This is a genomic window from Ignatzschineria rhizosphaerae, assembly GCF_022655595.1.
GTDB lineage: Bacteria > Pseudomonadota > Gammaproteobacteria > Cardiobacteriales > Wohlfahrtiimonadaceae > Ignatzschineria > Ignatzschineria rhizosphaerae.
Genome location: NZ_CP093379.1, coordinates 1002054 through 1028254, shown reverse-complemented (window position 1 = coordinate 1028254; position 26201 = coordinate 1002054). Strand labels below are relative to the sequence as shown.

The 26201-nt window shown below is 38.3% G+C and carries 20 protein-coding genes; 15 read left to right on the top strand and 5 right to left on the bottom strand.

What is annotated here, in order from left to right:
- Positions 1 to 254: 254 nt before the first annotated feature.
- Positions 255 to 1355 (bottom strand): 3-phosphoserine/phosphohydroxythreonine transaminase, encoded by a 1101-nt coding sequence (serC, locus tag MMG00_RS04445; RefSeq protein WP_242151969.1) that lies wholly within the window; start codon positions 1353 to 1355, stop codon positions 255 to 257.
- Between the two features lie 203 nt (positions 1356 to 1558).
- Here serC and clpP point away from each other — a divergent pair, with 203 nt between their 5' ends.
- The 15 genes from clpP (at position 1559) to sstT (ending at position 17955) form a co-directional block, all read left to right on the top strand.
- Complete coding sequence (clpP, locus tag MMG00_RS04440; RefSeq protein WP_270049356.1) at positions 1559 to 2167, top strand: ATP-dependent Clp endopeptidase proteolytic subunit ClpP; 609 nt, start codon at positions 1559 to 1561, stop codon at positions 2165 to 2167.
- A gap of 161 nt (positions 2168 to 2328) precedes the next feature.
- A complete protein-coding gene (gene clpX / locus MMG00_RS04435; RefSeq protein ID WP_242151965.1) occupies positions 2329 to 3600 on the top strand; it encodes an ATP-dependent Clp protease ATP-binding subunit ClpX in 1272 nt (423 codons plus the stop codon).
- Between the two features lie 59 nt (positions 3601 to 3659).
- The gene (rnt, locus tag MMG00_RS04430; protein WP_242151963.1) at positions 3660 to 4331 is read left to right on the top strand and encodes a ribonuclease T; all 672 of its coding nucleotides are present in this window, start codon (positions 3660 to 3662) and stop codon (positions 4329 to 4331) included.
- A gap of 52 nt (positions 4332 to 4383) precedes the next feature.
- Positions 4384 to 5934: a glutamate--cysteine ligase gene (gene gshA, locus MMG00_RS04425; protein WP_242151961.1), complete on the top strand. Its 1551-nt coding sequence runs from the start codon at positions 4384 to 4386 to the stop codon at positions 5932 to 5934.
- Positions 5935 to 5971: 37 nt separating this feature from the next.
- Complete coding sequence (locus tag MMG00_RS04420) at positions 5972 to 6973, top strand: TerC family protein (protein WP_270049355.1); 1002 nt, start codon at positions 5972 to 5974, stop codon at positions 6971 to 6973.
- Between the two features lie 60 nt (positions 6974 to 7033).
- Complete coding sequence (locus MMG00_RS04415) at positions 7034 to 8353, top strand: NCS2 family permease (protein ID WP_242151958.1); 1320 nt, start codon at positions 7034 to 7036, stop codon at positions 8351 to 8353.
- A 93-nt stretch (positions 8354 to 8446) separates the two neighbouring features.
- Entirely contained in the window at positions 8447 to 10510 is a 2064-nt protein-coding gene (locus MMG00_RS04410) for an FUSC family protein (protein ID WP_242151954.1), read from the top strand.
- Positions 10511 to 10577: 67 nt separating this feature from the next.
- The gene (gene mraZ / locus MMG00_RS04405; protein ID WP_242151952.1) at positions 10578 to 11075 is read left to right on the top strand and encodes a division/cell wall cluster transcriptional repressor MraZ; all 498 of its coding nucleotides are present in this window, start codon (positions 10578 to 10580) and stop codon (positions 11073 to 11075) included.
- A gap of 15 nt (positions 11076 to 11090) precedes the next feature.
- Positions 11091 to 11906 (top strand): glutamate racemase, encoded by an 816-nt coding sequence (murI, locus tag MMG00_RS04400; RefSeq protein WP_242151949.1) that lies wholly within the window; start codon positions 11091 to 11093, stop codon positions 11904 to 11906.
- A 116-nt stretch (positions 11907 to 12022) separates the two neighbouring features.
- Positions 12023 to 12559, top strand: coding sequence for a hypothetical protein (locus tag MMG00_RS04395; RefSeq protein WP_242151945.1), 537 nt, complete (start codon positions 12023 to 12025; stop codon positions 12557 to 12559).
- Positions 12560 to 12742: 183 nt separating this feature from the next.
- Positions 12743 to 12895 (top strand): hypothetical protein, encoded by a 153-nt coding sequence (locus MMG00_RS04390; RefSeq protein ID WP_242151942.1) that lies wholly within the window; start codon positions 12743 to 12745, stop codon positions 12893 to 12895.
- A 196-nt stretch (positions 12896 to 13091) separates the two neighbouring features.
- The gene (pepN, locus tag MMG00_RS04385) at positions 13092 to 15653 is read left to right on the top strand and encodes an aminopeptidase N (protein WP_242151939.1); all 2562 of its coding nucleotides are present in this window, start codon (positions 13092 to 13094) and stop codon (positions 15651 to 15653) included.
- Complete coding sequence (locus MMG00_RS04380; RefSeq protein WP_242151936.1) at positions 15650 to 16198, top strand: nitroreductase family protein; 549 nt, start codon at positions 15650 to 15652, stop codon at positions 16196 to 16198. The genes pepN and MMG00_RS04380 overlap by 4 nt, the downstream gene beginning before the upstream one ends.
- A gap of 3 nt (positions 16199 to 16201) precedes the next feature.
- Positions 16202 to 16660, top strand: coding sequence for a Holliday junction resolvase RuvX (gene ruvX / locus MMG00_RS04375; protein WP_242151932.1), 459 nt, complete (start codon positions 16202 to 16204; stop codon positions 16658 to 16660).
- Between the two features lie 65 nt (positions 16661 to 16725).
- Entirely contained in the window at positions 16726 to 17955 is a 1230-nt protein-coding gene (gene sstT / locus MMG00_RS04370) for a serine/threonine transporter SstT (RefSeq protein ID WP_242151929.1), read from the top strand.
- A 50-nt stretch (positions 17956 to 18005) separates the two neighbouring features.
- Here sstT and MMG00_RS04365 read toward each other — a convergent pair whose 3' ends face one another.
- The 4 genes from MMG00_RS04365 to hrpA form a co-directional block, all read right to left on the bottom strand.
- Positions 18006 to 18926 carry a LysR family transcriptional regulator gene (locus tag MMG00_RS04365; protein ID WP_242151925.1) on the bottom strand — a complete coding sequence of 307 codons (921 nt, stop codon included), beginning with the start codon at positions 18924 to 18926 and terminating at the stop codon, positions 18006 to 18008.
- 241 nt (positions 18927 to 19167) lie between these two features.
- The gene (locus tag MMG00_RS04360) at positions 19168 to 19707 is read right to left on the bottom strand and encodes a chorismate--pyruvate lyase family protein (RefSeq protein WP_242151923.1); all 540 of its coding nucleotides are present in this window, start codon (positions 19705 to 19707) and stop codon (positions 19168 to 19170) included.
- 178 nt (positions 19708 to 19885) lie between these two features.
- A complete protein-coding gene (locus MMG00_RS04355; protein WP_242151918.1) occupies positions 19886 to 21412 on the bottom strand; it encodes a DEAD/DEAH box helicase in 1527 nt (508 codons plus the stop codon).
- 599 nt (positions 21413 to 22011) lie between these two features.
- The gene (gene hrpA, locus MMG00_RS04350) at positions 22012 to 26097 is read right to left on the bottom strand and encodes an ATP-dependent RNA helicase HrpA (protein WP_242151916.1); all 4086 of its coding nucleotides are present in this window, start codon (positions 26095 to 26097) and stop codon (positions 22012 to 22014) included.
- Positions 26098 to 26201: the final 104 nt, after the last annotated feature.

Sequence of the window (26201 nt, the reverse complement as noted above, 5' to 3'; positions counted from 1 at the left end):
TCTAAATAACTTAAAACTCATCTAAGTATAGCGGAATGAGCAGCAATTGCTTATCTTTTTCTGTGCTCAGATAGATACAAGTGACCAAACCTTTCCTCTTTCCTGATATCAGCAGTTAGTCACAGATTGTTCAATTCTTAGTCTCCAAAATAAAAAGCTAGAGTTTTCACTCTAGCTATCATATCGACAATATATTTCTTTGTTAATAGAAAGGTTGCCTAATATTCAACATTTACTATTTTTGATAAAAATCATTATGAATAATATCTTGCTTCAAAATCTTTCATAAAGTTTGTTAAAGCAATAACCCCTTCAATCGGCATTGCGTTATAAATGCTCGCACGCATCCCCCCAACACTACGATGGCCTTTTAAATTGATAAGATTATGGGCTTCTGCTTCTTTTAAGAAAAGTGCATCAAGTGTAGGATCCGCCAATGTAAAAGGAATTGTCATATTTGAACGAGCATCGACATGAACCGGATTACGATACAAACGGCTATTGTCAATTGTGCTGTAAAGCATAAATGCTTTTTTATGATTAAGCTTTTCCATCTCAACTAGTCCGCCTTTCTCTTTTAACTCTTTAAGCACAAGACTCATTAAGTAAATCGCAAAAGTTGGCGGGGTATTAAGCATAGAGTCATTTTCTGCCTGCAATGTGTAATTTAATGCATCTGGCACAAATTTTGAAGCCTTACCTAAAAGGTCTTCACGAATGATCACAACCGTTAATCCTGCAGGACCAATATTTTTCTGAGCACCTGCATAGATGAGACCATATTGGCTAACATCAATTCTTCTTGAAAGAATATTAGAACTCATATCCGCAACGACAGGAATAGGACAATTTTTGATATCATAGAAAAACTCTACGCCATTAATTGTCTCATTAGAGCAGATATGAAGATATGCGCTTTCAGGATTGACATTAATGGCATTTTTATCTGGCACATTAATATACCCTTCAGATTTACCGCTATATACAATATTTGATACGGCATAACGGCTTCCTTCAATGGCTGATTTTTTAGACCAAACGCCTGTCTCTAAATAATCGACTGTCGTTTTGCCATCCCCCATCTTATCCCCTAAGAGATTTAAAGGAATTAAGCCAAACTGAGCAAGCCCACCACCTTGAAGAAATAATACCTTGTAATTTACTGGAATATTAAGCAGTTCGCGAAGATCCGCCTCACACTCTTTTGCAAGTGCAATAAACTCCTTACCACGATGGGAAACCTCCATAACCGAAGCCCCTTGTTGCTCCCAATCTAACAACTCTTTTTGAGCTGTCTTTAAGACGTTATAGGGCATTGTTGCAGGTCCTGCGCAGAAATTATAAGTCTCTCTCACGGCTTTAATCCTTTTCCTTAGAAAAATCATTGAAAATGTCTGTAAATAAGCGTGGTTTATCATACTACGACAAGACAGATATTTCACACTTTCCGCAATAAATATTCTTTCGCCGAATTATATTCATAAAACATCTCCTATTTCTGCTAAACTAATTCGTTTGAAAGAGATTAATTGGTTATAACCATAAAGGGATTAGCGTTATGTCTTCTATTATAGATACTCAAATGTCACATTTAGTGCCAATGGTTGTTGAACAAACTGGCCGAGGTGAGCGCTCTTACGATATTTACTCTCGCCTTTTAAAAGAGAGAATTATCTTCATGGTAGGACAAGTTGAAGACCATATGGCGAACTTAATTGTTGCGCAAATGTTGTTTTTAGAAGCCGAAGATCCTAATAAAGATATTCATCTCTATATCAATTCTCCTGGTGGCTCAGTCACTGCGGGGATGTCTATTTATGACACTATGCAATTTGTAAAACCTGATATCTCAACAATGTGTTTAGGACAGGCTTGTAGCATGGGCGCATTTTTGCTTGCTGCAGGTGCTGAAGGAAAACGCTTTGCTCTGCCAAACGCAAGAGTCATGATTCATCAGCCTCTTGGTGGCTATCAAGGTCAAGCATCTGATATCGAGATCCATACACGTGAAATGCTAAAGATTAAAAAACAGCTCAATAGCTTATTAGCACATCATACCCACAAAACCATTAAACAAATTGAAAAAGATACCGATAGAGACAACTTTATGAGCGCAGAAGAAGCTGCGAAATATGGTTTAATTGATAAGGTTGTCACGAAACGTTAATTTCCTATGACTTGCTATTATTAATCTTTGTTCTTGATAAATTTTAAATAGCCCTTAAATATGAAGAGTCAAACCACTTTAAGCTTTGACTCTCTAAATTAACTCACGGCTTACAATTTGTAGGCCAAGATATTTCCAAACTACCGGAGTAGATTCACAATATGAGTAATAAAACAGACAAACCAACGAAAAGTGTTGAGTGTTCTTTCTGTGGCAAAGATCAGAGTGAAGCTGAGCGTCTTATCTCGGGAAATGGCGTTTATATCTGTAAAGAATGTATTGAACTGTGCAACAACCTTGTGTTAGATGATGTCAAAGCAGAGATTGAAGCTGAAGCTGAGAGCCTACCAACCCCCAAAGAGATCTATGAAAATTTAGACCAATATGTTATCGGCCAATCGCATGCAAAGCGCACATTGAGTGTCGCCGTTTATAATCACTATAAGCGCCTTAGTAGTGAGCAGTTAAATGATCATAACGATATTGAACTTAGTAAGAGTAATATTCTTTTAATCGGGCCAACAGGTTCAGGTAAAACATTACTAGCAGAAACATTAGCACGTAGCCTAAATGTTCCTTTTGCAATTGCTGATGCAACCACCTTAACAGAAGCTGGCTATGTGGGAGAAGATGTTGAAAACATTGTCTTACGCCTTCTTCAAAACTGTGAATTTGATGTTGAAAGCGCAGAATCTGGCATTATCTATGTTGATGAGATTGATAAAATCTCACGCCGCAGTGAAAACCCATCAATTACTCGTGATGTTTCAGGTGAAGGCGTACAACAAGCCCTCTTGAAAATTATTGAAGGAACCACGGCATCGGTCTCTCCAAGTGGTGGGCGCAAACATCCTAATGCCGAGCTAATTGAAGTCAATACACGTAATATTCTCTTTATCTGCGGTGGCGCTTTCTCTGGCCTTGAAAAAATCGTGCAACAACGTCAATCAAAGGGCGGTATCGGTTTTGGTGCAGATGTTAAAACTACGGACGAAGAGAAAAATCTTTCTGAACTCTTTGCACAAGTGGAAGCGGAAGATTTAGCTAAGTATGGTCTAATTCCTGAATTTATCGGTCGATTACCCGTTATTACGACTTTAGAAGAGCTCGATGAAGCGGCATTAGTCAATATTTTGACAGAACCTAAAAATGCGATTACCAAACAATTCTCTTATCTTTTTGAGATGGAGGGCGTTGAGTTAGAATTTACAGATGAAGCGCTCAAAGCTATTGCACAAGAAGCCTTGAAACGTAAAACAGGAGCTCGTGGTTTAAGAAGTATTATTGAACATCTCTTATTAGATACGATGTTTGAACTTCCTTCTTTAGATAATGTCCAAAAAGTCATTGTTCATGAAAATTGCGTTACTGAAAAAGTCGCTCCAGAAATTGTTTATTCTAATGCTAAAGAAGCCAAAGCTTCTAAAGCATAATCATAAACAGATCTTTTAATCCAACAGACAAAAAAGGCGAGAAGAATCTCTTCATAATTATGGCTGATCACTTACAATCCCCTCCCCCAATCTCGATGCGTTTTCGAGGTTTTCTACCTGTTGTCATTGATGTTGAGACAGGGGGCGTGAATCCTAAAACGGATGCACTTTTAGAAATAGCTGCTGTCTTAGTTGATATGGACGAATCAGGAAAGCTCTCTACAACAGAGTCTGTCTCAGCACATGTTGAGCCAGAAAAAGGGTTATTATTAAACCCTGAATCAATGCGTATTAATGGTATCAAAGTTGATAATCCATTTCGTTTTGCGATCTCTGAAAAAGAAGCGCTTAAAAAAATCTTTACTGTTGTTCGTCAAGTGCTCAAAGAGAAAGGTTGCACCAGAGCTATTTTAGTGGGACATAATGCGCATTTTGATTTAGGTTTCTTAAATGCTGCCATCGAAAGAACAGGCATTAAAAACTCCCCTTTCCACCCATTTTCTGTCATTGATACAGTTAGCCTTGCCGGACTTGCTTATGGGCAAACAGTACTTGCACGATCCATTATGGCCGCAGGAATTGAATGGGATCATAGTAAAGCCCATTCAGCGCTTTATGATACAGAAAAAACAGCGGAGCTCTTTTGTAATATTGTGAACTTATGGCAAGAGAAGATTGGTTTTAATATTGAGCTATTTCAAGCTCATGATGATCCAATCGATGCGAGATAATCTCTTTAATAAGATACACTTACACAAAACAATGTGAGATAAGAGAATTGGTATGAATAAATTATATAGCAACCTAAAGCAGAACCTAGATTTACTGGGAACACATCAAAACAAGATTAAAGATGTGAATGTCGGGCTTGAGCGTGAAACGTTAAGAGTTAATCAACACACAGGACGAATCAGCAATAAGCCGCACCCAGAAGCGATAGGATCAGCATTAACGCACAGCCATATTACAACTGACTTTGCAGAGCCGATGCTTGAATTTGTGACAAATCCAGTCGCTAGCGTCGAAGAGGCGCTACAAGATCTTAATCATATTCAACGGTTTACGCTAAGCCAATTAGAAGATGAGATCTTTTGGCCGGGCTCAATGCCGCCTTTCATCGCCTCTGAAGAGGAGATTACGATTGCCCAATATGGCAATTCTAATGACGCTAAAATGAAATCCCTCTATCGCAAGGGATTAAGCTTGCGATATGGCAAAATGATGCAAGTTATCTCCGGCATTCATTTCAACTTCTCCTTAAAAGATCACTTTTTTAAAGCCTTTCAAGAAGTTACCAGCAATAATGATTCATTAGCGGCCTTTAAAACCGCAAGATACCTTCATGCTTGCCGCAATGTATCACGTTATGGTTACATCATTCCCTACCTTCTTGGCGCATCACCTGCGATGGATAAAAGTTTTTTAGCAGGTAAAGAGAATGTTTTTCAATCACTAAATGACACCGATAGTTATCTTCCTGAAGGAGAATCTCTTCGCCTTTCAGACATTGGTTATGGCAATAATAAATGTCATTTTGATGTGTCTTTTAATAATATTGAAGAGTTTACTAAAAATATTCAATTTGCAATCTCCACTCCTTGTAATATCTTCTCGCAAATTCCTGTGATTGAAAATGGTGAATATAACCAGATCAACAATCACATTTTGCAGATAGAAAATGAGTACTATGCCAGTATCCGCCCGAAACAGATTGTGCGTAAAGGAGAGAATTTCTTAACAGCGCTCAATCACCGGGGGATTGAATATATTGAACTTCGCTCAATTGATATCAACCCCCTCATTGCCGAGGGAATCGATGTTGAATCAATGCTCTTCCTACAACTCTTTTTAACGGCATCAATTTTAACTGATGCGCCAGATCTATCACAAAAAGAGTATGAGCATAACCAAAAGAATCTTAAAATTGTGGCTAAAACAGGCTTAGCTCTTGATCAGCCTTTTATCGTTTCTGATGAAGAATATACCCTGAAAGAAGCGTTGCTTTCTGTTATTAAATGGCTTGAACCGATTGCCCAAATTTTAGGTGAAAAGCATCAAAAAGCCCTAAAAAACATGCTTGAAAAAATTGAGCAGCCAGAGAAGCTACCTTCTCAAAAAGTGCTACAAGCATTAACTGAAAGCCAAAAGCCTTATCAAGAATTTTTCTTTGAAACAGCAAAATCGCTCTATATCAAGCAATTTAAATCTTTAGAAAACACCGAAACTGATCAATTTAAAAACTTAGCGAAGGAGTCTTTAGCAAAGCAAAAAGCCATCGAAGAAGCCCCTCAAATTCCTTTCTCAGAATATCTAGAAAATTACTTTAAATTCTGATATTTTAACTTTTTTTAAATTACCGAGGTATTTACCTGTGACTTCACATGTCTCTATAGGTTCTCCCATGCTCTATTTAGTGTTTGGGATTGTTGTTTCTATCATGATCCTCATTGATATGTTTGCCCTCAAAGCAAGCGGTGATCATAAAGTTAGTGCTAAAGAAGCCCTAACATGGACTATTATCTGGATTTCTGTTGCACTTCTTTTTGATCTTGGTCTTTGGGCATATATCAAATATATGATTCCGGCAGAGAGCATCCCTTTAGCATTAGGCGATAATAGTTCATACGCTTTAGATAAAGCATTAGAATTTTTAACAGGTTATGTTGTTGAAAAATCTCTCTCAATTGATAATATTTTCATCTTTTTATTAATCTTTAGCTACTTTAAAGTCCCGAATATATATCAACGCCGAGTTTTAGTTTATGGTGTTTTAGCTGCGGTATTTTTACGCGTCGTAATGGTGCTTATCGGTAGCTATTTGATCTCTAAATTTGAATGGATTCTTTATCTCTTTGGCGCATTTCTACTCTTTACAGGGATTAAGATGTGCTTTGGGCACGATGAAGAAGCCGATCTTAGCCAAAATAAAATTGTTAAAATTACTAAGAAATTCTTTAAAACAACCGATGATTACCATAAAGAGCACTTCTTTATTTTCAAAGATGGCATCAAATATGCAACGCCACTCTTTATCGTTTTAGTCTTAATTACGATTTCTGATATTATTTTTGCTGTGGATTCGGTTCCTGCTGTCTTTGCGGTAACGACTGACCCCTTTATCGTAATGACCTCTAATGTCTTTGCAATTTTAGGGCTTCGTGCAATGTACTTCTTATTAGCAGATATGGCGGAGCGCTTCCATCTTTTACAATATGGTCTTGCAATTATCTTAATTTTTATCGGTATCAAAATGCTCATTCTCTATTTTGATTACCATTTCCCAACAGCGCTCTCCTTGAGTGTTATTTTAGGAACTCTGATTGGATCTATTGTTCTTTCCCTTCTTTTTCCTAAAAAAGGGAAAATATCTTAATTTTAATAAGTCTCGTTCTTAGCGAGACTTTTTTAATTCTCTTCGCATAAAGGACGCGTCATGTTAGAGAAAATATTCAAATTAAAGGCCCATGGCACCAATTTCCGCACAGAAATTTTTGCCGGAATTACCACCTTTTTAACCATGTCTTATATCATCTTCGTCAACCCTAGCATTTTAGGCAACACAGGGATGAATACTGATGCAATCTTCATGGCAACCTGTATTGCAGCTGCAATCGGGACCATTGTTATGGCGCTTGCCGCAAACTACCCTGTCGGTATGGCTCCTGGAATGGGTCTTAATGCCTTTTTTGCTTTTACCATAGCAGCGCCTGTCACAACGGGTGGATTTGGTTATACTTGGCAAGAAGCATTAGGCGCCGTCTTTGTTTCTGGCGTTATCTTCTTTATCTTAACCGCAACAGGTTTACGCTCATGGATTATTGGGGGAATTCCAAAATCACTTCGCGCTTCAATTGGTGCAGGTATCGGACTCTTCTTAGCCTTTATTGGACTATCTAATCCAGCTGTTGGCATTATTCAAGGTAACCCGGCAACGTTAGTAAGTATGGGTGATCTCTCATCCCCTGGTGCTCTTTATGCAATTTTAGGGTTCTTCTTAATCGTTGTTTTAGATAACTTTAAAATTCGTGGTGCAATTTTAATTAGTATTCTTTTCGTCTCTATCTTAAGTGCTATTTTAGGACATAATGAGTTTGTAGGCGTTGTATCAGCGCCACCATCATTAGCTCCGACATTCTTCCAATTAAGCTTTGAAAAAGTGTTAAGTGGTAGCTTTGTACAAATTTTAATTGCGCTTGTTTTAGTAGAACTCTTTGATGCAACTGGTGTTTTAATGAGTGTGGCTAAACGTGGAGGGCTTTTAGATGAAACTAAAGTGCCTCAAGCTAAAAAGCGCTTTAACCGTGCGTTATTTGCTGATAGTACCGCTATTTTATCAGGAAGCTTACTCGGTACAAGTTCAGTAACAGCTTATGTAGAGAGTAACTCCGGCGTTCAAGCTGGCGGCCGCACAGGTTTAACAGCGCTTGCAATTGCGGCATGTTTTATTCTTGCAATCTTCTTTTCCCCATTAGCGGCATCTATTCCCGCTTATGCCACAGCACCCGCATTAGTCTATATCGCAGGATTAATGCTACGTGAATTAACAGAAGTAGATTGGGACTCGCCAACAGATTCTATTCCTGCTGCGCTTTTAGTATTGGGAATTCCTTTTACTTACTCGATTGCTGAAGGGTTTGCTTTTGGTTTTATCAGCTATGCGGCATTAAAGATGGGGACAGGGAAATTCCGAGATATCCATCCTGCAACTTACATCATCGCATTTCTATTTTTACTTAAATTTGCACTTTTCTAATCGAAAAAGCTTTAAAATTTAAGGGTTAAGCGCCATATTGTCACTTTAGTCAATATGGCGTTTTTGAGACAATAAGGGGGGATTTAAGGGTTTATGAATCATTTTATTACTGCAACTTATCGATTCTTCTTCAGCAGCGATTTTGCCATGGGCGTTAAGATGGCATTAGGGATCTTTATCCCGGTTGCGATCCTCTATTGTTTTAATATTCCACTCGAGATTTTAATGATCGCAGGCTATGGAAGTTTAACCATGTCTATTGCCGATCAAACAGGAACACTCAAACATAAACGTAATGAGATGTTTGGCACCTTTATCGCCATTGTTCTTATTACCCTGCTCTTTATTTTTCAAACACCCGGATTACATCCTTTAAAGATCATCTCTTTATCGGCAATCTCCTTTGTGGTGGCATTTATCTATGCTTTTAGAGTGAAATTTATAGCTCTTGGCTTTATCGTGGGATTCACTGCGCTATTAGCTGCTTCAAATACCGCAGCTTCTCCTTTGGTTTACCTTGCTTATTTCTGCTTTGGGGCAATTTTTTACTTCTCTTTTTCCATGATTGTCACAAAAGTATTTGAGCGCTATATTATTCGCCAAAACCTTTCAGGAATCTATTTTCATCTCTCCCATTATTTAAAAGCACTCTCAAAATGCTACCGCCAAAACGTTGATATTGAGAAAGAATTTAAAAATTTTATTAATTCCCAAACAGAATTACTAGAAGAGCTCCAAGGAATGCGAGATCTTCTATTTCGCCTAGATTATGAAAATGACCATCACCTTAATCAGATGATCAATGAACTCTTATTACTCGTAGAAACAAGAGAAATTGCAACTATTCCGTTACAAGACTTTATGGTCATTCGTGAAAATTATCCCAATAGTGATTTGCAGATCTTCTTTCGTGATAGTTTTTCTAAAGCAGGAAGTAATCTTGAAGAGATGGGAATGTACTCTCTTCGCGCAGGAGATATGCTCAAAAGACTCGGCTTTAAAGCAGAACTTCGCGCACTTGAATATGAACTTGAACTTCTTAGAAGGCAAGATTTAGAAGGTGAAGCGTTAGATGCTTATCAAATTGTCGCCAACCACTTTCGTAAAGTTTGGTCTCTTTCACGCAACTTAGAGCGTATCCGCTCATTTTTAGTGGATGATATCGAACTTGAAGGAACTTTCCCACGTCATAAATTAAAAAAGTTCCTCTCGCACTCTTATTGGTCTAACGACTACATTACCAAGAACCTTACCCTAAAATCGCCAGTCATGCGTTTTGCTATTCGCTCCTCAATGGCGATGTTCTTTGCTTTAACTTTAGTCAGCATGACCGATTTCCTCTCTCATGGGTTTTGGATCGCCTTTACACTATTGAGTCTCATGCGCCCAGGATTTAGCCTAACAAAAGAGCGGAGTCGTAATCGTATTATCGGAACAATTATTGGATGCCTGATTGGAGGATTACTGATTTCACTTGAGATCTCGACTTTAGGACTACTGACGATTCTCTTTATCTCGGTCATCCTTAATAATGGATTAATCCGTATTCATAATCCTTTAAGCGTCACCTTTACTACTGTGTATGTTCTGATATTGCTCAATATTAGTAAGGATCTAACAACCTTACAGGGTTTTTCAGTCTCATTAGAAAGAATCATTGATACCATTATCGCAGCTGTTATCGCCTTAGGCTTTAGCCATGTGCTTCCTAGCTGGGAAAAAGTAAACCTACCAAAGCTGATTCATACCGCCCGAGAGAATCTATATGCTGTGATGTTAGAGATTGAGAAATGGAAAATCTCCAAAATTGCTGAAGATGATGCTGATCTAAAGCTTGCTTTAAGAACGGCTCAAGCATCCATTGTCTCGCTCTCAAACTCTTTAGAGAGAATGAAAGATGAGCCGGTTAAAAATCGGCAACATAATATCTCAGAAATTAATGATGAACTGATTGAAATGCAATCAATATTCTCTCAATTATCTTATCTTTCAGGATTGTTAGAGACGTTAGATACCGATCAAATTGAAGAGTTTAATGAGATTTTTCAACTCATTAAATTACGCATGAACCCCGACATACATGAGAAACGCTCTAACCTTACTCGCTTTATGATGCTTGAATTAAAACCGCTTATTTGGTTGGTAGAACCAAAATAATTTGGCATTTAAAGTATAAAGATCGTAATATGTCAGAAGCATTATTAAATTTTAGGGTATTAGCGCTATGTACCAATTTCTAGGCGAATATGAGCTCAAAGTCGACACGAAAAATCGTGTTGCGCTTCCGGCTGCGCTTAGAAAACAATTTGATGATGAGATGAATCACTTTGTTATTAGTAGAGCGCTTGATAAGTGCTTAAACTTCTATCCTATTGATGCCTGGCGAGAAGTAGAAGCAGAGCTTAACAAGCTTAATCCATTTGTTAAAAAAGAGCGGGAATTTGCACGTTTTGTGCGAGGCGGTGCTACTGAGATTATTTTAGATGCACAAGGCAGAATGGTTCTACCTAAACGTTTAATGGGATATGCCAGTATTACTTCTGAATTAATTCTTCTAGGTAATGGCAATCTATTTGAAATGTGGGATCTAGCAACTTATGAAGAGATGCTTGCGATTGATCCTGAAGATTTCTCCCAATTAGCAGAAGAAGTGATGCGATTTGAGGAAGAGGAAGCACCAATATTAGATCCTGCAATCGTTGTTCCGCTTGCTAGAAGCTAATATGAGGGAGATTTAATGCTACGCATTGGTCTAATTGATTCCGGTATTGGTGGTTTTTCAATTCTAAATGCATTCCTACAGGCACCTACCGATCAAGATATTGAATTTTATTATATTGCAGATTCTGGTCATCTTCCTTATGGATTAAAAACAGATGAATACATTCATCAAAGAATGTTAACGCTTACGGATTTTTTACTAACAAAGCATATCGATGCTTTAGTAATTGCCTGTAATACCGCAACAGCTGTAAGTGCCTCTAAATTACGAACCCAATACCCCATGCTCCCAATTATTGGGACAGAGCCTGCGATAAAACCTGCAGCACTAGCAACCCAAACAGGCCATATCGCAGTTGCTGCGACACAATCAACTCTCAATAGCGCTCGCCTTAAAAATCTGATCTCGCATTATGCCCAAAACTGTCAAGTCCATAAGATTATTGGTACTTCTTGGGTTGACCTTGTAGAGACACAAAAGATTACCCCCTCATCTAATTTAACCGTATTAGCACCAACTCTTCAGGTTTTTCAAGAATACCCTATTGATCAACTTGTATTAGGTTGTACTCATTTCCCCTTTCTAGCGCCGGCACTAGACCATCTTTTGCCGGCATCTGTCACTATTATTGATCCTGCACCTGCTATTGTTCAAGAATGCTACAACCGCCTTTCTTACTCTTTTTCAGATACAAGCGTTAATCACAGTAAAAAAACGCCTAGTACTGAGCTTTATCTCTTTACTACTGGAGATCTAGAGGTATTTACGCAGCAGTCCTCATTACTCTTTTCGATCAATAAACCCTTATCTATCAAGAAAATCAAAACTTAACCCTCTACTAGAGTTATGTTAAAATCATTTTTTAATAGTAAATTTATACAACCAAATATCGATCAAATGTACCACGGATCGAATTTGTTCATTGATTCCAATCAGGGTGTAAACATATGCATAAATTTTTTAAAGCTTCTATCATTTTAGGCGCCGCTGTGATTATTGCAGCATGTGGCGAATCTGTTAAAAAAGTAGAGCCGACAAATCAACTATTTTCCATGGATATAAACTCTGACTATCAAGATGTTATGGACAAAAGAGATGTCATCACAGCGAGCCGCCTTGAAGGCACGCCGGTAGAGAGTATCACCTTACTGCAAGCTGAAAATGGCGATATCTCCAAAGATCTTCTCTATGCTGTTAGTCTAGATCTACCTGAAGGAATCGTTATTACGCTCAAAGAATTTGAAGAAGTCATGAATGAGCAGATGGAAGCCATTAATGAGATTGTTGATTTTAAAGTCTCACCTGTTAAAGGGAGTGATACACAAATCACCTATATTGCAGAAACAAAAGATAATGGCCAGCCCTACTTTGAACATTGTAAAATTGCAGTAGAACAGACCATTACAACGATCTGTATTGGTACCACTAAAGATCAAAAAGCTGCTCAAGCTGCAATTGATAGCATTGTCTTTAACAAACAATAGTTCTATTTCAAATAGCAATATTATTCTATAGTATAGTGATTTTCAAATAAAATCAGAAGTCGAAATTTATTAGTAAGTCATCCTCCTAAAATAGGTTGATGAGCAACTGGGTCGAATGCTTGCATGTTTTTTGAAATTACGTGCCAGCAGTTTTAAGCCTTTTTCGGTTCATATCGGAATTTAATGCGTAATAGCTATAAAATCGGTTTAAAAGTCACTGAATCAGATTACTGGCGCATCAGTTATAAGAAGCGTAAGAATGGTTCTATCCGGTATTGTGCAAGTGGGCTTGATTCACAAGCTGTACTGTTTTACTTTGAAAACAGCTATTCTTAAACCAAATCGACTATAAGATAATTTCTCTTAACCAAATCAACTATAAAAGAGTGCTCTGCACTCTTTTTTGCATCATAAAGGTTCAGTAATTTTATACATTTTATGCCAAAGTTTACCTACAGATACAGGGAAAATGGTACACTTCGTAAAGTGTTCAACACAACAATAATAGCCATCATAACAGTTAGGGATAGCCATGCCATTTTCTTATAAAAATGACCATCAAATTTACCGCTCTGATTATCAAGCGCCGCACTTTAAAGTCCACAATTACGAATTAACGATCACATTAGATCCAACACAAACACAAATTGCCGGTAAATTTGAACTTCAATTTAATGATACCTGCCAAGCACCTTTTGAAATTAAGCTTCACGGCTCAAACGAACTTGTCTTAACACAGATCTTCATTGATGAAAAACCCTTAGATCCTAGTGAATATATCTTTGATAACAATCATCTAGTTTTAATTTTATCTCAAAAAAATAATGTGATTGAGATTATTAACACTATCGACCCTAGCAGTAATACCGCGCTTAGTGGCATCTATCTCTCAAATGAGATGTTTTTTAGTGATTGTGAACCCCAGGGCTTTAGAAATATTACCTATTTCTTTGATCGCCCTGATGTTATGACAAATTATCGCGTTAAATTAATTGCTGATAAGAAATATCCCGTCCTTCTCTCTAACGGCAACTTAATTGAAGAGGGGGAATATAGCCAAACAGCACATTACGCAATTTGGGAAGACCCCTTCTTTAAACCGACCTATCTCTTTGCCATTGTTGCCGGAGATCTTGAGTATATTGAAGATACTCATATCCGCCCGGATGGTAAACCTGTAAGATTGCGAGTATATGCAGATAAAAAAGATATCCATCGTTGCCAATTTTCGTTAGATTCATTAAAAAAAGCAATGAAATGGGATGAAGAGCGCTTTAATCTTGTGTGTGATTTAGATTATTATAACCTTGTAGCAGTTGATGACTTTAATAGCGGCGCTATGGAGAATAAAGGACTTAATCTTTTCAATACTAGCTGCATTCTTGCAACACCAGAAACGGCAACGGATAATGAGTTTAACTTTGTAGAAGCAGTTGTGGGACATGAATATTTTCACAACTGGACAGGTAATCGTATTACTTGCCAAGATTGGTTTAATCTCTCTTTAAAAGAGGGATTAACGGTTTTTAGAGAGCAAGAGTTTATCTCCCAAGAGCAGCATCCTGGTATTCGCCGAATTGAAGATGTGAACTTTTTAAGAACTTACCAATTTCCTTACGATCAAGGCCCTTTATCTCATGCAGTGAGACCTGATGCTGTGGGCTCTATTGAAAATATCTACACCACAACCACTTATGAAAAAGGGGCTGAGATTATTCGCCTTTATCAAACCATTTTAGGTAAAGAGGGATTTGACAAAGGCTTTCAGCGCTATATTAAAGAATTTGATGGGATGGCAGCGACAGTAGATGACTTTTATCAGGCAATGAAGTCTGAAAATCCTCGTCTATTTGATAGCTTCCCCTTATGGTATAGCCAGCGCGGAACCCCTATCTTAAAAGCAGCAACGCATTATGATGCCGATAAAAAAGAGCTCAGACTCTCTCTTAAACAGTCTCTTTATGATCCTATTTCTAAGGCATTACAAAACCCTATGCCTATCCCTGTGAAATATGCCCTATTTTCACAAAAAGGGGAGATATTACTAGAAGAGACCTTTACCCTTACCACGCATGAGCAATGCTTGGTTTTTCATAATATTGAAGAATTACCAGTCATCTCATTACTTCGTGACTTTTCCGCACCGGTTGTTTTAGATTATGATTATTCATTAGCTGAGCTTAAAACCCTGATTGCTTATGAAACAGACTATTTTGCTAAATGGGAAGCGTTACAAAACCTTGTCATTAAAGTTGTCTTTTCTCAAGAATTATCAAAAACTCAAATGGCCCATCTAATTGCCGATGCGTTTGAGCCACTTTTTGAATTTGCATATCAAGATCCGGCATTTTGTGCGCTATTATTAACCTTTGCAGATGATGGCTACTATCTTGGTTTAATGGAGACTGAAAATATCCTCTCTCTTCGCCATACTCGCGAAAAAATTGAGACGCATATTGCAACTCGCTTCAAAGAAGAGTGGTTAAAACTCTATCATGATTTTCAAGATGATCATGTGGATTCACGAGCAATTAAAAATATTGCGCTACAGTTCCTCTCTTTCCTGCCAGAATGCCAAGCGTTAATCACAGAACAATATAAAACAGCTACCAATATGACAGATATTAGCTGGGCTTTAAAATACGCTGTGTGGCAAGATATTCCTCAAAAAGAGGCGATGATTCAAGACTACTATGAAAAGTATCAGGATTACTCGACACTGATAGATCGTTGGTTTGGCTTACAAGAACGTAATCCTCATTTAACAATGGAAACGCTAGATAAAATTGTCAATCACCCAGGCTTTAATCGTCAAAACCCTAACAGAGCAAGAGCTATTGTTGGTGCAATTGGCCGTAATCGTTATGCCCTTGCCAAAATAGGCACTCCACTTTATCAATGGATTGCCAATGAGATACTGATAATTGATGCGATTAACTCTGTGACTGCGGCAAGATTAATTACGCCTTTCACTAAACTTGCAAGACTGCCTAATCCTCTTCAAACAGAAGTCACGGCAATCATTAATGGTATGATGAAAGCACCCAATATTTCTAATAATCTATTTGACCAATTAAAAAGGATCCTTCAATGAGTCAAGTCACCCAACTTATTCAAAATCGCCGTACGATCCATCATTTTAAACCAGATGCTGTGCCGTATGAATTAATTGAAAAAGCGTTGAAACTCTCTGTTTTTGCTCCTAACCATCATCATACTCAACCTTGCCGCTTCTATCTTCTAGGAGAAAAGAGTAAAACACAATTTTTACAATATGCAGAAAAAGAGTTCTCTTCTCGTGATCCACAAACAGCAGAAAAGAAATTAAACCGCTGGCGAGCAATTCCAGGTTGGGTATTAGCCACGCGGAAGGTTCAAGAAGATGAAAAAACCGCTCATGAAGATTACGCAACACTTAGCATTGCATTATATATTATGATGCAATCATTAACAGAAGATGGAATTGGTAGTAAATGGTCAACAGGCTCTCTTCTCTTTAAGAAGGAAGTCTACGCTATTTTTGGGATTAACCCTCAAGAGGAGGTTATTGAAGGGATGTTTTGGTATGGCTATCCTGATAAAACTCCCTTGCCTTTTCCCAAACAATCCTATCATGATTTTGTCACAGAACTTAATTAGAGCATGAATAGAAAAACTCCCACATTAGGGCAATATAAGAGCGATCAAACCTTAGAAATCGTATTAGGGTTTGATTTTGGTACTAAGAATTTAGGCGTGGCTGTCGGCAATCTTCTTACAGAGACTGCGCAGCCTATTTCTATTCTTAAAGTTACCAATAATCAACCCGATTGGAATGCGATTCAAAAACTACTAGATGACTGGCAGCCCGATGCATTTATTGTTGGTATCCCGTACACGCAAGATGGGACAGAAACCGAGCATATCAAAATCATTCGCAAATTTATGAATAGGCTTCACGGAAGATATGGGCTGGCAGTTTATGAGGTTGATGAGTCTTATAGCTCATCGCAAAGTGAGCAGTATTTAAAGCCTTCACAAAAAGGAAAAAAAGCAACATTAGATGCAATTTCAGCGGCAATTATTGTCGAGCGTTGGTTAAAAGACAATATATTTAGTTAACATCTTGTTACTCTCAAGATCTTACGCTATTCTCAGACTGTATTAGTATCATAGGACAGTCATACATGAGTGCATTATTTAAATTTATCAATTGCTTTAGTCTCGTACAACAAATTCTTATCGGTCTTATCCTTGGGGTTATTGTTGGCTTTCTCTTCCCTATTGGTGTCGCGCAATCCGTTGGCATTATGGGTGATTTCTTTGTCGGTGCTTTAAAGGCAATCGCCCCTGTTTTAATCTTTATTTTGATTATTGCTGCGATCTCTAACTATCAAAAACAAGATAGTGGTGGGACCATGCAGAAAATTATTCTACTCTATCTTTGCGGCACCTTCTTTGCAGCATTAGTGGCTGTTACCATTAGCTTTATCTATCCTATTACCGTTCCTTTAGATGTTGGTAGCGCAGAAGCTCGAGGTCCTGCGGATATTAAAGAAGTACTCCATACACTATTTATGAATATGGTAGATAACCCGGTTAATGCATTAGTAACAGCTAACTATATTGGTTTAATCTCTTGGGGAGCACTTTTTGGCTTTACTTTAAGAACGACCAATCAATCAACGCGGGATCTATTTCAAGATTTAGCAAAACTTGTGACCAATGTTATTAAAAAAATTATTCTTATAGCGCCTCTCGGTGTTTTTGGTGTTGTCTCCATCACAATTGCTGAAACCGGTTTTGAGGGAATAAAAGCTTACTTACAACTTGTCGTTGTTTTATTAATTGCAATGGCGGTAGTAGCCCTTATTGTCAATCCTGCGCTTGTTTACATGATGATACGCAAAAATCCTTATCCATTAGTATTTAAGTGCATTAGAGAAAGCGGCATGACAGCCTTTTTTACCCGAAGTTCAGCGGCTAATATTCCTGTCAATATCGAGCTTAGTCGTAAATTGGGAGTTAGAGAAGAGATCTATGCGGTCTCCATTCCACTAGGCGCAACCATTAATATGGCGGGCGCTGCAGTGACCATTACCGTATTTACATTGGCTGCGGTGAATACCCTTGGGATTGAGGTTGATTTCTTATCAGCCCTACTTTTAAGTGTTTTTGCAACAATTGGTGCTTGTGGCGCTTCAGGTGTTGCTGGCGGCTCTTTACTACTTATTCCACTAGCTTGTGCGCTCTTTAATATCGATAATGATATTGCGATGCAACTGGTTTTAATTGGTTATGTCGTAGGCGTTATTCAAGATTCTACAGAAACCGCCTTAAACTCCTCAACAGATGTACTCTTTACAGCAGCTGCTGATTTTGCGGCAACAAAAAAAGAGCCTAATTATAAAAACTAGGCCCTATTATTGGAGTGCTGATCAATTATATTGATATCAATTACGCTGCCCTATCTTATGGTAGCGTAATTTTTTACATCTGGTTTTTTATCAATCTTGGTTAACCAATCATAAAAGAGTTTTAAGCGTTGGCTCATCGCTTTATTAGGAATATTTAAAAGTCTTAAAGGGCGACTTGCAATTGGGTAATCCTTTAAAATCTGTACAAGTTTTCCAGATTGAAGATATTCATCTGCTAAAAATAGTGCAAAAACAGAGATTCCTTTCCCGGCTAAAGTATAAGCCACCGCAGAATCAGCATCCGTCACGGCAATATCATGATTCATACGAACATGTCTAATCCCTTCCTTATGAATAAATCCCCAAGGGTTAGTTCTACCTGTATTGACAGAAAAATAATTAACAGCCTTATGTTTTTCTAAGTCATCTAATGTCTTTGGCTCTCCATATTCTGCAATATACTCAGGAGAGGCACAGCAGACAAAATGTACATCCGCTAATACTTGTGACTCCAAATCTTGTGGGTAGTTATCACCGACATGAAGCGCAAAATCAATCGCAGATTCATTAAAACTGATTAAATTATTACTCTGAGTTTCAATTAAGATTTCAATATGGGGGTAAGCTTTTTGAAAATTAACAACATGAGGAAGGAGATAGCTTCTAGCTACAGAGGGTGATGCTACCACTCTTACACGCCCTGCAGGACCTTCAAGTGGTTTTTGCAATTGATCTTCCATTGCCCCCATTCGTTCCAAAATATCAACTGCATGATGATAATAGAGTTCACCTTCTGGTGTTAAATCTACCCGTCTTGTGGTTCTATTAAATAATTTAACAGATAAATATTCTTCTAATTGTGTAATTGCTTGGCTCACCGCAGGTCTTGTAATATCAAGCTCTTCAGCTGCGCGACTAAAACTTTTATGCTCTGCTACTGACCTAAAAATTCTCATAAGTCGTAATGTCATACCACTTCCTCCAATAATGTACTATATATAATTATCATCAAAATACTTAATAAATGCTACTCGTTATATCGTATTTACACTTATATACGATAGATAATAAAAACAATAGTAACATTGTGATTTTTTACAAACTTATTTCAAAATTATCAAGCCACTCAAATCTTCATTGATGATCTAATTTAAACGCTTATAAATTTATTTTAAGGATCTTCCTTAACCCCATTAGCAATCTATTGGGGAATCAATATTCCCCTTTTAACAAAAGCGCAGGAAGGTACCACTCTGTGATGAGCAACGGCGCTTCTTCTAAAATGAAGTGCGATCTCCTTGCACAAATTATTTCGCTTGAGGGCTGAAGGCGCTTTTGAATAACCATGGGCAAAGCCTGTACCTTAAAAATTGCATAACTAAATTCCGATCGTTCTAAAGTATTTCCACTAAACAATCTGCGCCCTAATGAAGTTGTGCCGCAATTTAAATACTCACAGCACGCTTTTGCCTCAAGATCACAAAGACTCTCTGCATAAATCATCGCCTCGCCTGAAAGTTCTAAAAAGACTTTGCGGCATAGTTTTCTAGGCTTTATCAGTATCTCGCTATAGTAATCGTCACTCTCTTTTAAAGAGAGTAGATTTACGTTAAATTGCGGATCTAATGCTTCTAATCCTTGCGTTAATGATTCTATTGTTAACAGAGCGTGTAACTTTGTTAATAGCCTTTTCCCCTCATTAGAAGTTATGGTATATAGCGCTTCTAATGAGTGCCATTGCTGTTGTGGCATGACGTATTTAACCTCATTATTTGATTTAAACATGCATAGTATAAAATATACAAGAGTTTAAAAAGATATTACTAGATTCATGAAATATTACTATTGATTAGCGAATATTTAAACAAATAAATAACAAAAAAGAGTGGTAAAGACCACTCTTTCTTAACAATCTTATTACAGATAATTCTTAACGGCTTGCGCGGCGACTTGGACGACCTTCACTACGATTTGCAGCCGGACGCTGTTCGCGTCTTGCAGGGCGTGCTTGGCGCTCTTGTTGTCCACGATCTTCACGACGCTCTGTACCTGCACGTTCTGAACGTCCACCTTCTTTACGATCCCCTTCACGGCGATCATCACGACGACCAGCACCTGCTTCACGCTCATTACGGCCGCTACTTCTACGTCCATCTGAACGACCTCTTCCACGAGCTTGACTACCCGGACGACCGCCATTACCGCGGCCACGACCACGACCTTTAGGCGCACTGCGTACAGGTTCTCTTTTTGGCTCTAAACCATCAATAATACTCGCTTTGATCTCAAGCTGAATAAAGTTTTCAACCGCATCAAGTAAACGCTTATCTTTAAAGTGGACAAATGTTACAGCAATCCCCTCACGTCCCGCACGACCTGTGCGACCAATACGATGAACATAATCTTCAGGTTGACGCGGCACACCAAAGTTAAAGACATGGGTAATTGTTTCCACATCAATCCCACGAGCAGCAACATCTGTTGCTACTAAGATCTTTGTTTTACCACGACGTAAATTATCTAAACAACGGTTTCTCACTCGTTGCTGCATTCCACCGTGAAGATAATCTACAGAAAGCCCTTTATCACGTAACTCTTCTGCAATCTCTTCTGTATCAAGCTGCGTTGGCACAAAGACAACTGCTTGGTCAATCTCTGCATTTTCAAGCCAATGAAGAAGCATTTTTTTCTGATGCTCACGCCCATCTGCCCAATGTAGAATTTGCGTAATGTTTTTGTTAATCGTATCTTTCGGTGAAATTTCCACACGAATAGGATGATGCATCATTCCTTCTGCTAAGTGCATTACTTTTGGCGGGAATGTTGCTGAGAACATTAATGTTTGACGATTATTGATACAGCTTTTATGGAGCGTCTCAAGATCTTCTGAGAATCCCATATCGAGCATTCTATCCGCTTCATCGGCAATAAAGAAACTTACCTTATCAAAACTAATTTCTCTTTGTTTATAAAGGTCAATTAAACGTCCTGGCGTTGCTACTAAAAGTGTAACATTTTGTAATTCGCGAATTTGACGACCATAAGGCATTCCACCTACAACTGTTGCTACTCTGAAATTACGATGACTTCCCTTTAATTGAATTGCTTCACCAGCAACTTGCAAAGCAAGCTCACGTGTTGGACACATCACAATTGCTTGTGGTTCTGGCATTGAGTAACGCTGATTACGACCTCGTCCTCGGCCTTTTTTCTGCCCTTTCTCTTCCTCATTAGTATCAGATGCTGGTAGGTCTTTTTCTGCCATGATTTGATGGAGGATTGGCAGCAAGAAAGCGGCTGTTTTACCACTTCCTGTTTGGCTTGAAACCATGACATCTTGTCCGCCCATTGCCATTGGAATAACTTTAGTTTGCACTTCAGTTGCTGTGTCATAACCCATTTTTTCGACAGCGGTCAAAAGAATAGGATTTAAATTTAAATCTGAAAATTTAGACATAGGTATATTGACTCCATTAAAAAATGGAATTCCTTTTTATTGTATTGTAGGGGAATGCGCTTGAACATTCGGCCAAAAATAACATCGACCGAATCTCAAATAAGTGTCAAGTACACTTATGTCATAATCTCAAATTATGAACCAACAGGGCGATGGGAAGGCATATCATACGCCTTTTTAATATTTTTTCAAGATTATTTACAGTTTTGCAGAATATGTGAGCACTCTTTCTAATTAAAAAATACCCCTCTTTCCTAACAAGGAAACTCAAAAAATATTAACCCATTCATTCTATTGATAAAACACAAAATAAACTCTGTCGCTCTTATTTATTTTCTGATGCTTTTTACAAACTCCTCTACCCTTTATAATTACCTTTCGACAATCACCACTATCGCTATTTTTAGTAAGTGAGAGGGGAATTTAAACTTCAAAACAATCAATACTATTCCACTTACTATGAGATTCTCCTTACAGCAGAAAATCTTTCCCTCTTTAAAGCCTGTAATAACGGGAGAGATAGCGCGCAATAAAACTAAAAACGCTTAGAATTCTAAGCGTTTTTAAATCAAGCGGAAATAAGAGACTAATGAAGATAATTACTGATAACTACTATTTTTGATCAATAGATCTATCTCTTCCCATGTTTTGTTTAAACGTTTTTCTGAGACAGTAATTCTTGTTTTCATTGGTTGAGAGAAGAAAGAGACTGCCATCTCTTCAATCATCCAACGATACTCCTCCACCAATGAGAGCTTCTCTTCTCGCTTCGTGAAAAATGCTTTCGCCTTCTCATATTGCTGCCAATGCATTTCAATGACTGCATTTTGCGCATTATCTCGATTCATATTTTGCGGAAATCTCTCGACTCGAAGCTTGATTGCTTCTAAAAATCGAGGTAGCTCCTCTCGCCACTCTCTTGGCGTATCTGTAATAAAGTCTGCATAAATCAAACGATCTAAAGCATGTTTAATTCGCTTCTCAGCAACAGCTCTATTCATAGGATGCAGATCATTTAAAGACTCTCTAACCACCTTAAACTGCTCAAAAATCTCGACGATTAAATTACTCAACTTTGTTGCATCAGAGACAATTTCTTTGCGCATTTTTTCTAAAATTTTAGCAAAGCTTTTCGCATTTTGCGGCAACTCTTGCGTTAAAAGTGCATCTTTAATAATTGCCCGCATTAGATCTTCTTGCAGCAATGTTTCATTACCAACTTGCTTAAATAATAATCGCAACTTCCCAAATTGGGGCCATTGCTTTTTAAGGTATTTTACCTGCTCATGGAGCATCTTTAAGGTTAAAAGTACCAAACTATTTAAATGTTTATCACTAGCAACGTGCGGTCTATCAAAAAGCTGCGCTCGTAAAGTAACGGGCTGCCCATCTGTCACAATCAAAGCAGGATAGCCTTTAAGCTCAATACCATTACGCATAAAACGAACCTCACTATCGACTTGCCAATCTTCAAGTGATAAAGGTGTATTAAGCATTGTTTCTTTTGATCCTAAAGAGAGGTCATCTTGTGAATTAAAGGAGGATTTTGAGGCATGAGCCGATCCTTTTTCTTGCCCTTTTTCTTGCCCTTTTACTTTTTTAGAAGCAGGTTTTTGCGCTTTACCAAAGCTATCGGCTAATTTTTGAAACGCATTTTCAGCCTGACCACGCAATTGCTGAGTAAGCGCCGTAAGATCTCTTCCTTCAGCAATTGTTTTACCACCTGTATCGATTACCCTAATATTCATTCGAAGGTGCTTATCAAGCGCCTCTTCATTAAAGAAATGGGGTTCTATCTTAACGCCGGCACGCTTTGTTAAAAAATCAGCGATTTGAAAATAGAGATTCCCTTCCCCAAAAGTGAGCTTTTCTACCATCTCTTTCGCCACATCAGGTAGCGGCACAAAATGACGGCGAAGCGCTCTTGGAAGTGAACGCATAATCTCTGTAATCTTCTCTTCTAATAATCCTGAAACAAGCCAATCTAAGCGAGTTTTCTCTAAGAGATTCAGCGCCGCTAAAGGTACCATCAATGTCATGCCATCTTGCATGGAAGCAGGGTCAAACAGATATACCGCATTGAGCTTTAACTGCCCAAAACTTACCGTTGTCGGAAATTCTTCTAGATTAAGTGCATCATCATTTTCCAAGATATCCTCTTGCGTAAAGATTAAAGAATCATTGTTTTGACGATTCTTACACCACTTTTCTAAAGTCGCTACAGAATAAATATTTTGCGGCAATCTTGCGTTATACCATTCAAATAACTTCCACTCTTCTATTAAAATATCTCGTCGCCGTGTTTTCTCTTCCATTTCGGCAACTTGTAAAATAGTCTTCTGATTTTCTCTATAAAAATGCGCTCTTGTTTGAATATCGCCCTCGACTAATCCTTCACGAATCATCAATTCACGGGAGATATCAGGCTTAATGCTACCAAAAGAGACAATACGATTTTTAATGATAGCTAAATTAAAAATTTTCACCGTTTCATGAGCAGCTGCCTGTCCTTGCTGCTTACTCCAGTGTGGTTCTGTGTACTCTTTTTTAAGAAGGTGACTACCTAAAACTTCCACCCACTCAGGGTTAATCGCGGCATTTAAACGCGCATAGACTTGGCTTGTTTCCACAATCTCTAATGCCATCATCCATTTAGGTGGTTTTCTAAAGAGCGTGGATCCTGGAAATATTCTAAATTTTCGCCCATTTCCACCGCTGTAGAGCTTATCTTCACCTAGCTCGCCAATCTGATCTAAAATCCCCACTAAAATAGACTGATGAATCTGATCTTGACTAAACCTAGGAAAACAATAAGCACCCTCTTTAAATCCCGGTGGTTGATTAGTAGGATCACTAGGCGGAAAGGGATTAAGTGTTAATTTAATTTTTTGATACACCGATTTTAATTGCTGGTAGAGATCAAACCATTCCCGCATACGCATGAAATTTAAAAAATGCGCACGACTCTCTTTGCGCATTTGGTTTTGACTCTCTTCTTTTGCCTTGCTTTGATACCACGCCCAAAGATTAAGTAGCGCGATAAAATCAGAATTTGTGGCTTTAAAAATACGATGTTTCTCATCTGCTTGTTGCTGATATTCAAGCGGCCTTTCTCTTGGGTCTTGTATTGAAAGCCCTGCTACTAATACCAATAATTCATGACCCACACCATTTTGCGCACCATGAATCATCATAGCACCAAATTTTGGATCGATTGGAATTTGCGCTAGCGTTTTTCCTAATGGTGTTAAAGCGCCATTATCTCGGACGGCTTTTAGCTCTTTTAATGTCTGAAATCCTTCACGGATTTGGCGCATTTCCGGCATTTCAATAAAGGGGAAATACTCAGGATTCCCTAGCTTTAAGTGCCCCATCTGCAAAATTACTGAGGCAAGATGCGTTCTTAATATCTCAGGATCTAAAAACTCTGAGCGATTATTAAAATCTTCCTCACTATAAAGGCGAATAGCGATTCCTTCTGCCACGCGCCCACAACGCCCTGAACGCTGATTCGCCGCAGCTTGTGAAATAGGCTCAATTAGTAAGCTCTGCAAGCGAGAGCGCGCACTATAGCGACTAATACGCGCAACACCCGTATCAATCACATATCTTATTCTAGGGACTGTAATAGATGTTTCGGCAACGTTAGTAGCTAGTACAATCCGCTTTGGTCCTTTCGGGGAAAAGATCTTATTCTGCTCTGCTTGGCTTAAACGAGAAAAGAGCGGTAAAACCTCATATCCTCTAAACTCTTTACGCAAAAGATCGGCAGTTTCTAAAATTTCTCGCTCACCTGGTAAGAAGACTAAGATATCGCCCTCTTTTTCTAGCTGCAATTCTTGAACAGCTTGAATGATCCCCTCTTCTATCTCAATAGGGTCATTCTCTTCATCTAAATGCAGATCACGATAACGAATCTCAACCGGATAAGTTCTGCCTGAGACTTCAATGATCGGCGCTTTTTCTCGCCCACCAAAATAATTAGAAAACTTCTCAGGATCAATGGTTGCCGAGGTGATAATCAACTTAAGATCCGGTCGTCTTGGTAAAATATTCTTTAAGATACCCAGTAAAAAGTCGATATTTAAACTACGCTCATGTGCCTCATCAATAATAATGACTTCATATTGATTTAAAAAACGATCATGGGTTAGTTCCGTTAACAATATGCCATCTGTCATCAACTTTAAGACAGTTTTCTCATCGGTCTTATCATTAAACCGCATTTTATAACCAACAAAGTCCCCAAGAGGTGTCTCTAACTCTTCGGCAATACGCTCAGCAACTGAACGAGCAGCTAAACGGCGAGGCTGCGTATGCCCAATTAAGCCCCGAGAACCTAACCCTATCTCAAGACAAAACTTGGCAAGCTGCGTTGTTTTCCCAGAACCTGTCTCTCCACAGATAATCAATACCTGATGATTTTTAAGCGCCGCAATTACCTCTTCTCGCGCTTGATAGATCGGGAGATCCTCTTGATAATTTAATGCCGGAAAATTTGAGCGAATCTCATCTGTCATCGCAGCTGAAGTAACAATCTTTTCTTTTAAACGCTCTACCGCTTCAACGCTAGGTGTTGATTCACGCTTTAAGCCTCTTAGCTCCCTCGTTAAATAATGACTATTTCGAGTTTGGGTAAAAGGTAGTAGCGCTTCTAGCTGCGCAATTTCATTTTTAATATCCATTCGTTATTTCTATCTATTATCGTAATACCTAACGGTATTGTAAGAATTTCTCTTTATTCCCTAATTGATGCTTCAATCAGATCAATCTATATGAAGCGTTGAAA

What these genes read in the sequence shown, in the direction of transcription:
- MMG00_RS04390 (WP_242151942.1), top strand. Translation starts at nt 12,743, where the DNA reads ATGCGTAATAGCTATAAAATCGGTTTAAAAGTCACTGAATCAGATTAC.
- hrpA (WP_242151916.1), bottom strand. Translation starts at nt 26,097, where the DNA reads ATGGATATTAAAAATGAAATTGCGCAGCTAGAAGCGCTACTACCTTTT.
- ruvX (WP_242151932.1), top strand. Translation starts at nt 16,202, where the DNA reads ATGAATAGAAAAACTCCCACATTAGGGCAATATAAGAGCGATCAAACC.
- MMG00_RS04415 (WP_242151958.1), top strand. Translation starts at nt 7,034, where the DNA reads ATGTTAGAGAAAATATTCAAATTAAAGGCCCATGGCACCAATTTCCGC.
- MMG00_RS04355 (WP_242151918.1), bottom strand. Translation starts at nt 21,412, where the DNA reads ATGTCTAAATTTTCAGATTTAAATTTAAATCCTATTCTTTTGACCGCT.
- MMG00_RS04365 (WP_242151925.1), bottom strand. Translation starts at nt 18,926, where the DNA reads ATGACATTACGACTTATGAGAATTTTTAGGTCAGTAGCAGAGCATAAA.
- mraZ (WP_242151952.1), top strand. Translation starts at nt 10,578, where the DNA reads ATGTACCAATTTCTAGGCGAATATGAGCTCAAAGTCGACACGAAAAAT.
- pepN (WP_242151939.1), top strand. Translation starts at nt 13,092, where the DNA reads ATGCCATTTTCTTATAAAAATGACCATCAAATTTACCGCTCTGATTAT.
- rnt (WP_242151963.1), top strand. Translation starts at nt 3,660, where the DNA reads ATGGCTGATCACTTACAATCCCCTCCCCCAATCTCGATGCGTTTTCGA.
- murI (WP_242151949.1), top strand. Translation starts at nt 11,091, where the DNA reads ATGCTACGCATTGGTCTAATTGATTCCGGTATTGGTGGTTTTTCAATT.
- MMG00_RS04410 (WP_242151954.1), top strand. Translation starts at nt 8,447, where the DNA reads ATGAATCATTTTATTACTGCAACTTATCGATTCTTCTTCAGCAGCGAT.
- clpP (WP_270049356.1), top strand. Translation starts at nt 1,559, where the DNA reads ATGTCTTCTATTATAGATACTCAAATGTCACATTTAGTGCCAATGGTT.
- MMG00_RS04360 (WP_242151923.1), bottom strand. Translation starts at nt 19,707, where the DNA reads ATGCCACAACAGCAATGGCACTCATTAGAAGCGCTATATACCATAACT.
- clpX (WP_242151965.1), top strand. Translation starts at nt 2,329, where the DNA reads ATGAGTAATAAAACAGACAAACCAACGAAAAGTGTTGAGTGTTCTTTC.
- MMG00_RS04380 (WP_242151936.1), top strand. Translation starts at nt 15,650, where the DNA reads ATGAGTCAAGTCACCCAACTTATTCAAAATCGCCGTACGATCCATCAT.
- gshA (WP_242151961.1), top strand. Translation starts at nt 4,384, where the DNA reads ATGAATAAATTATATAGCAACCTAAAGCAGAACCTAGATTTACTGGGA.
- sstT (WP_242151929.1), top strand. Translation starts at nt 16,726, where the DNA reads ATGAGTGCATTATTTAAATTTATCAATTGCTTTAGTCTCGTACAACAA.
- MMG00_RS04395 (WP_242151945.1), top strand. Translation starts at nt 12,023, where the DNA reads ATGCATAAATTTTTTAAAGCTTCTATCATTTTAGGCGCCGCTGTGATT.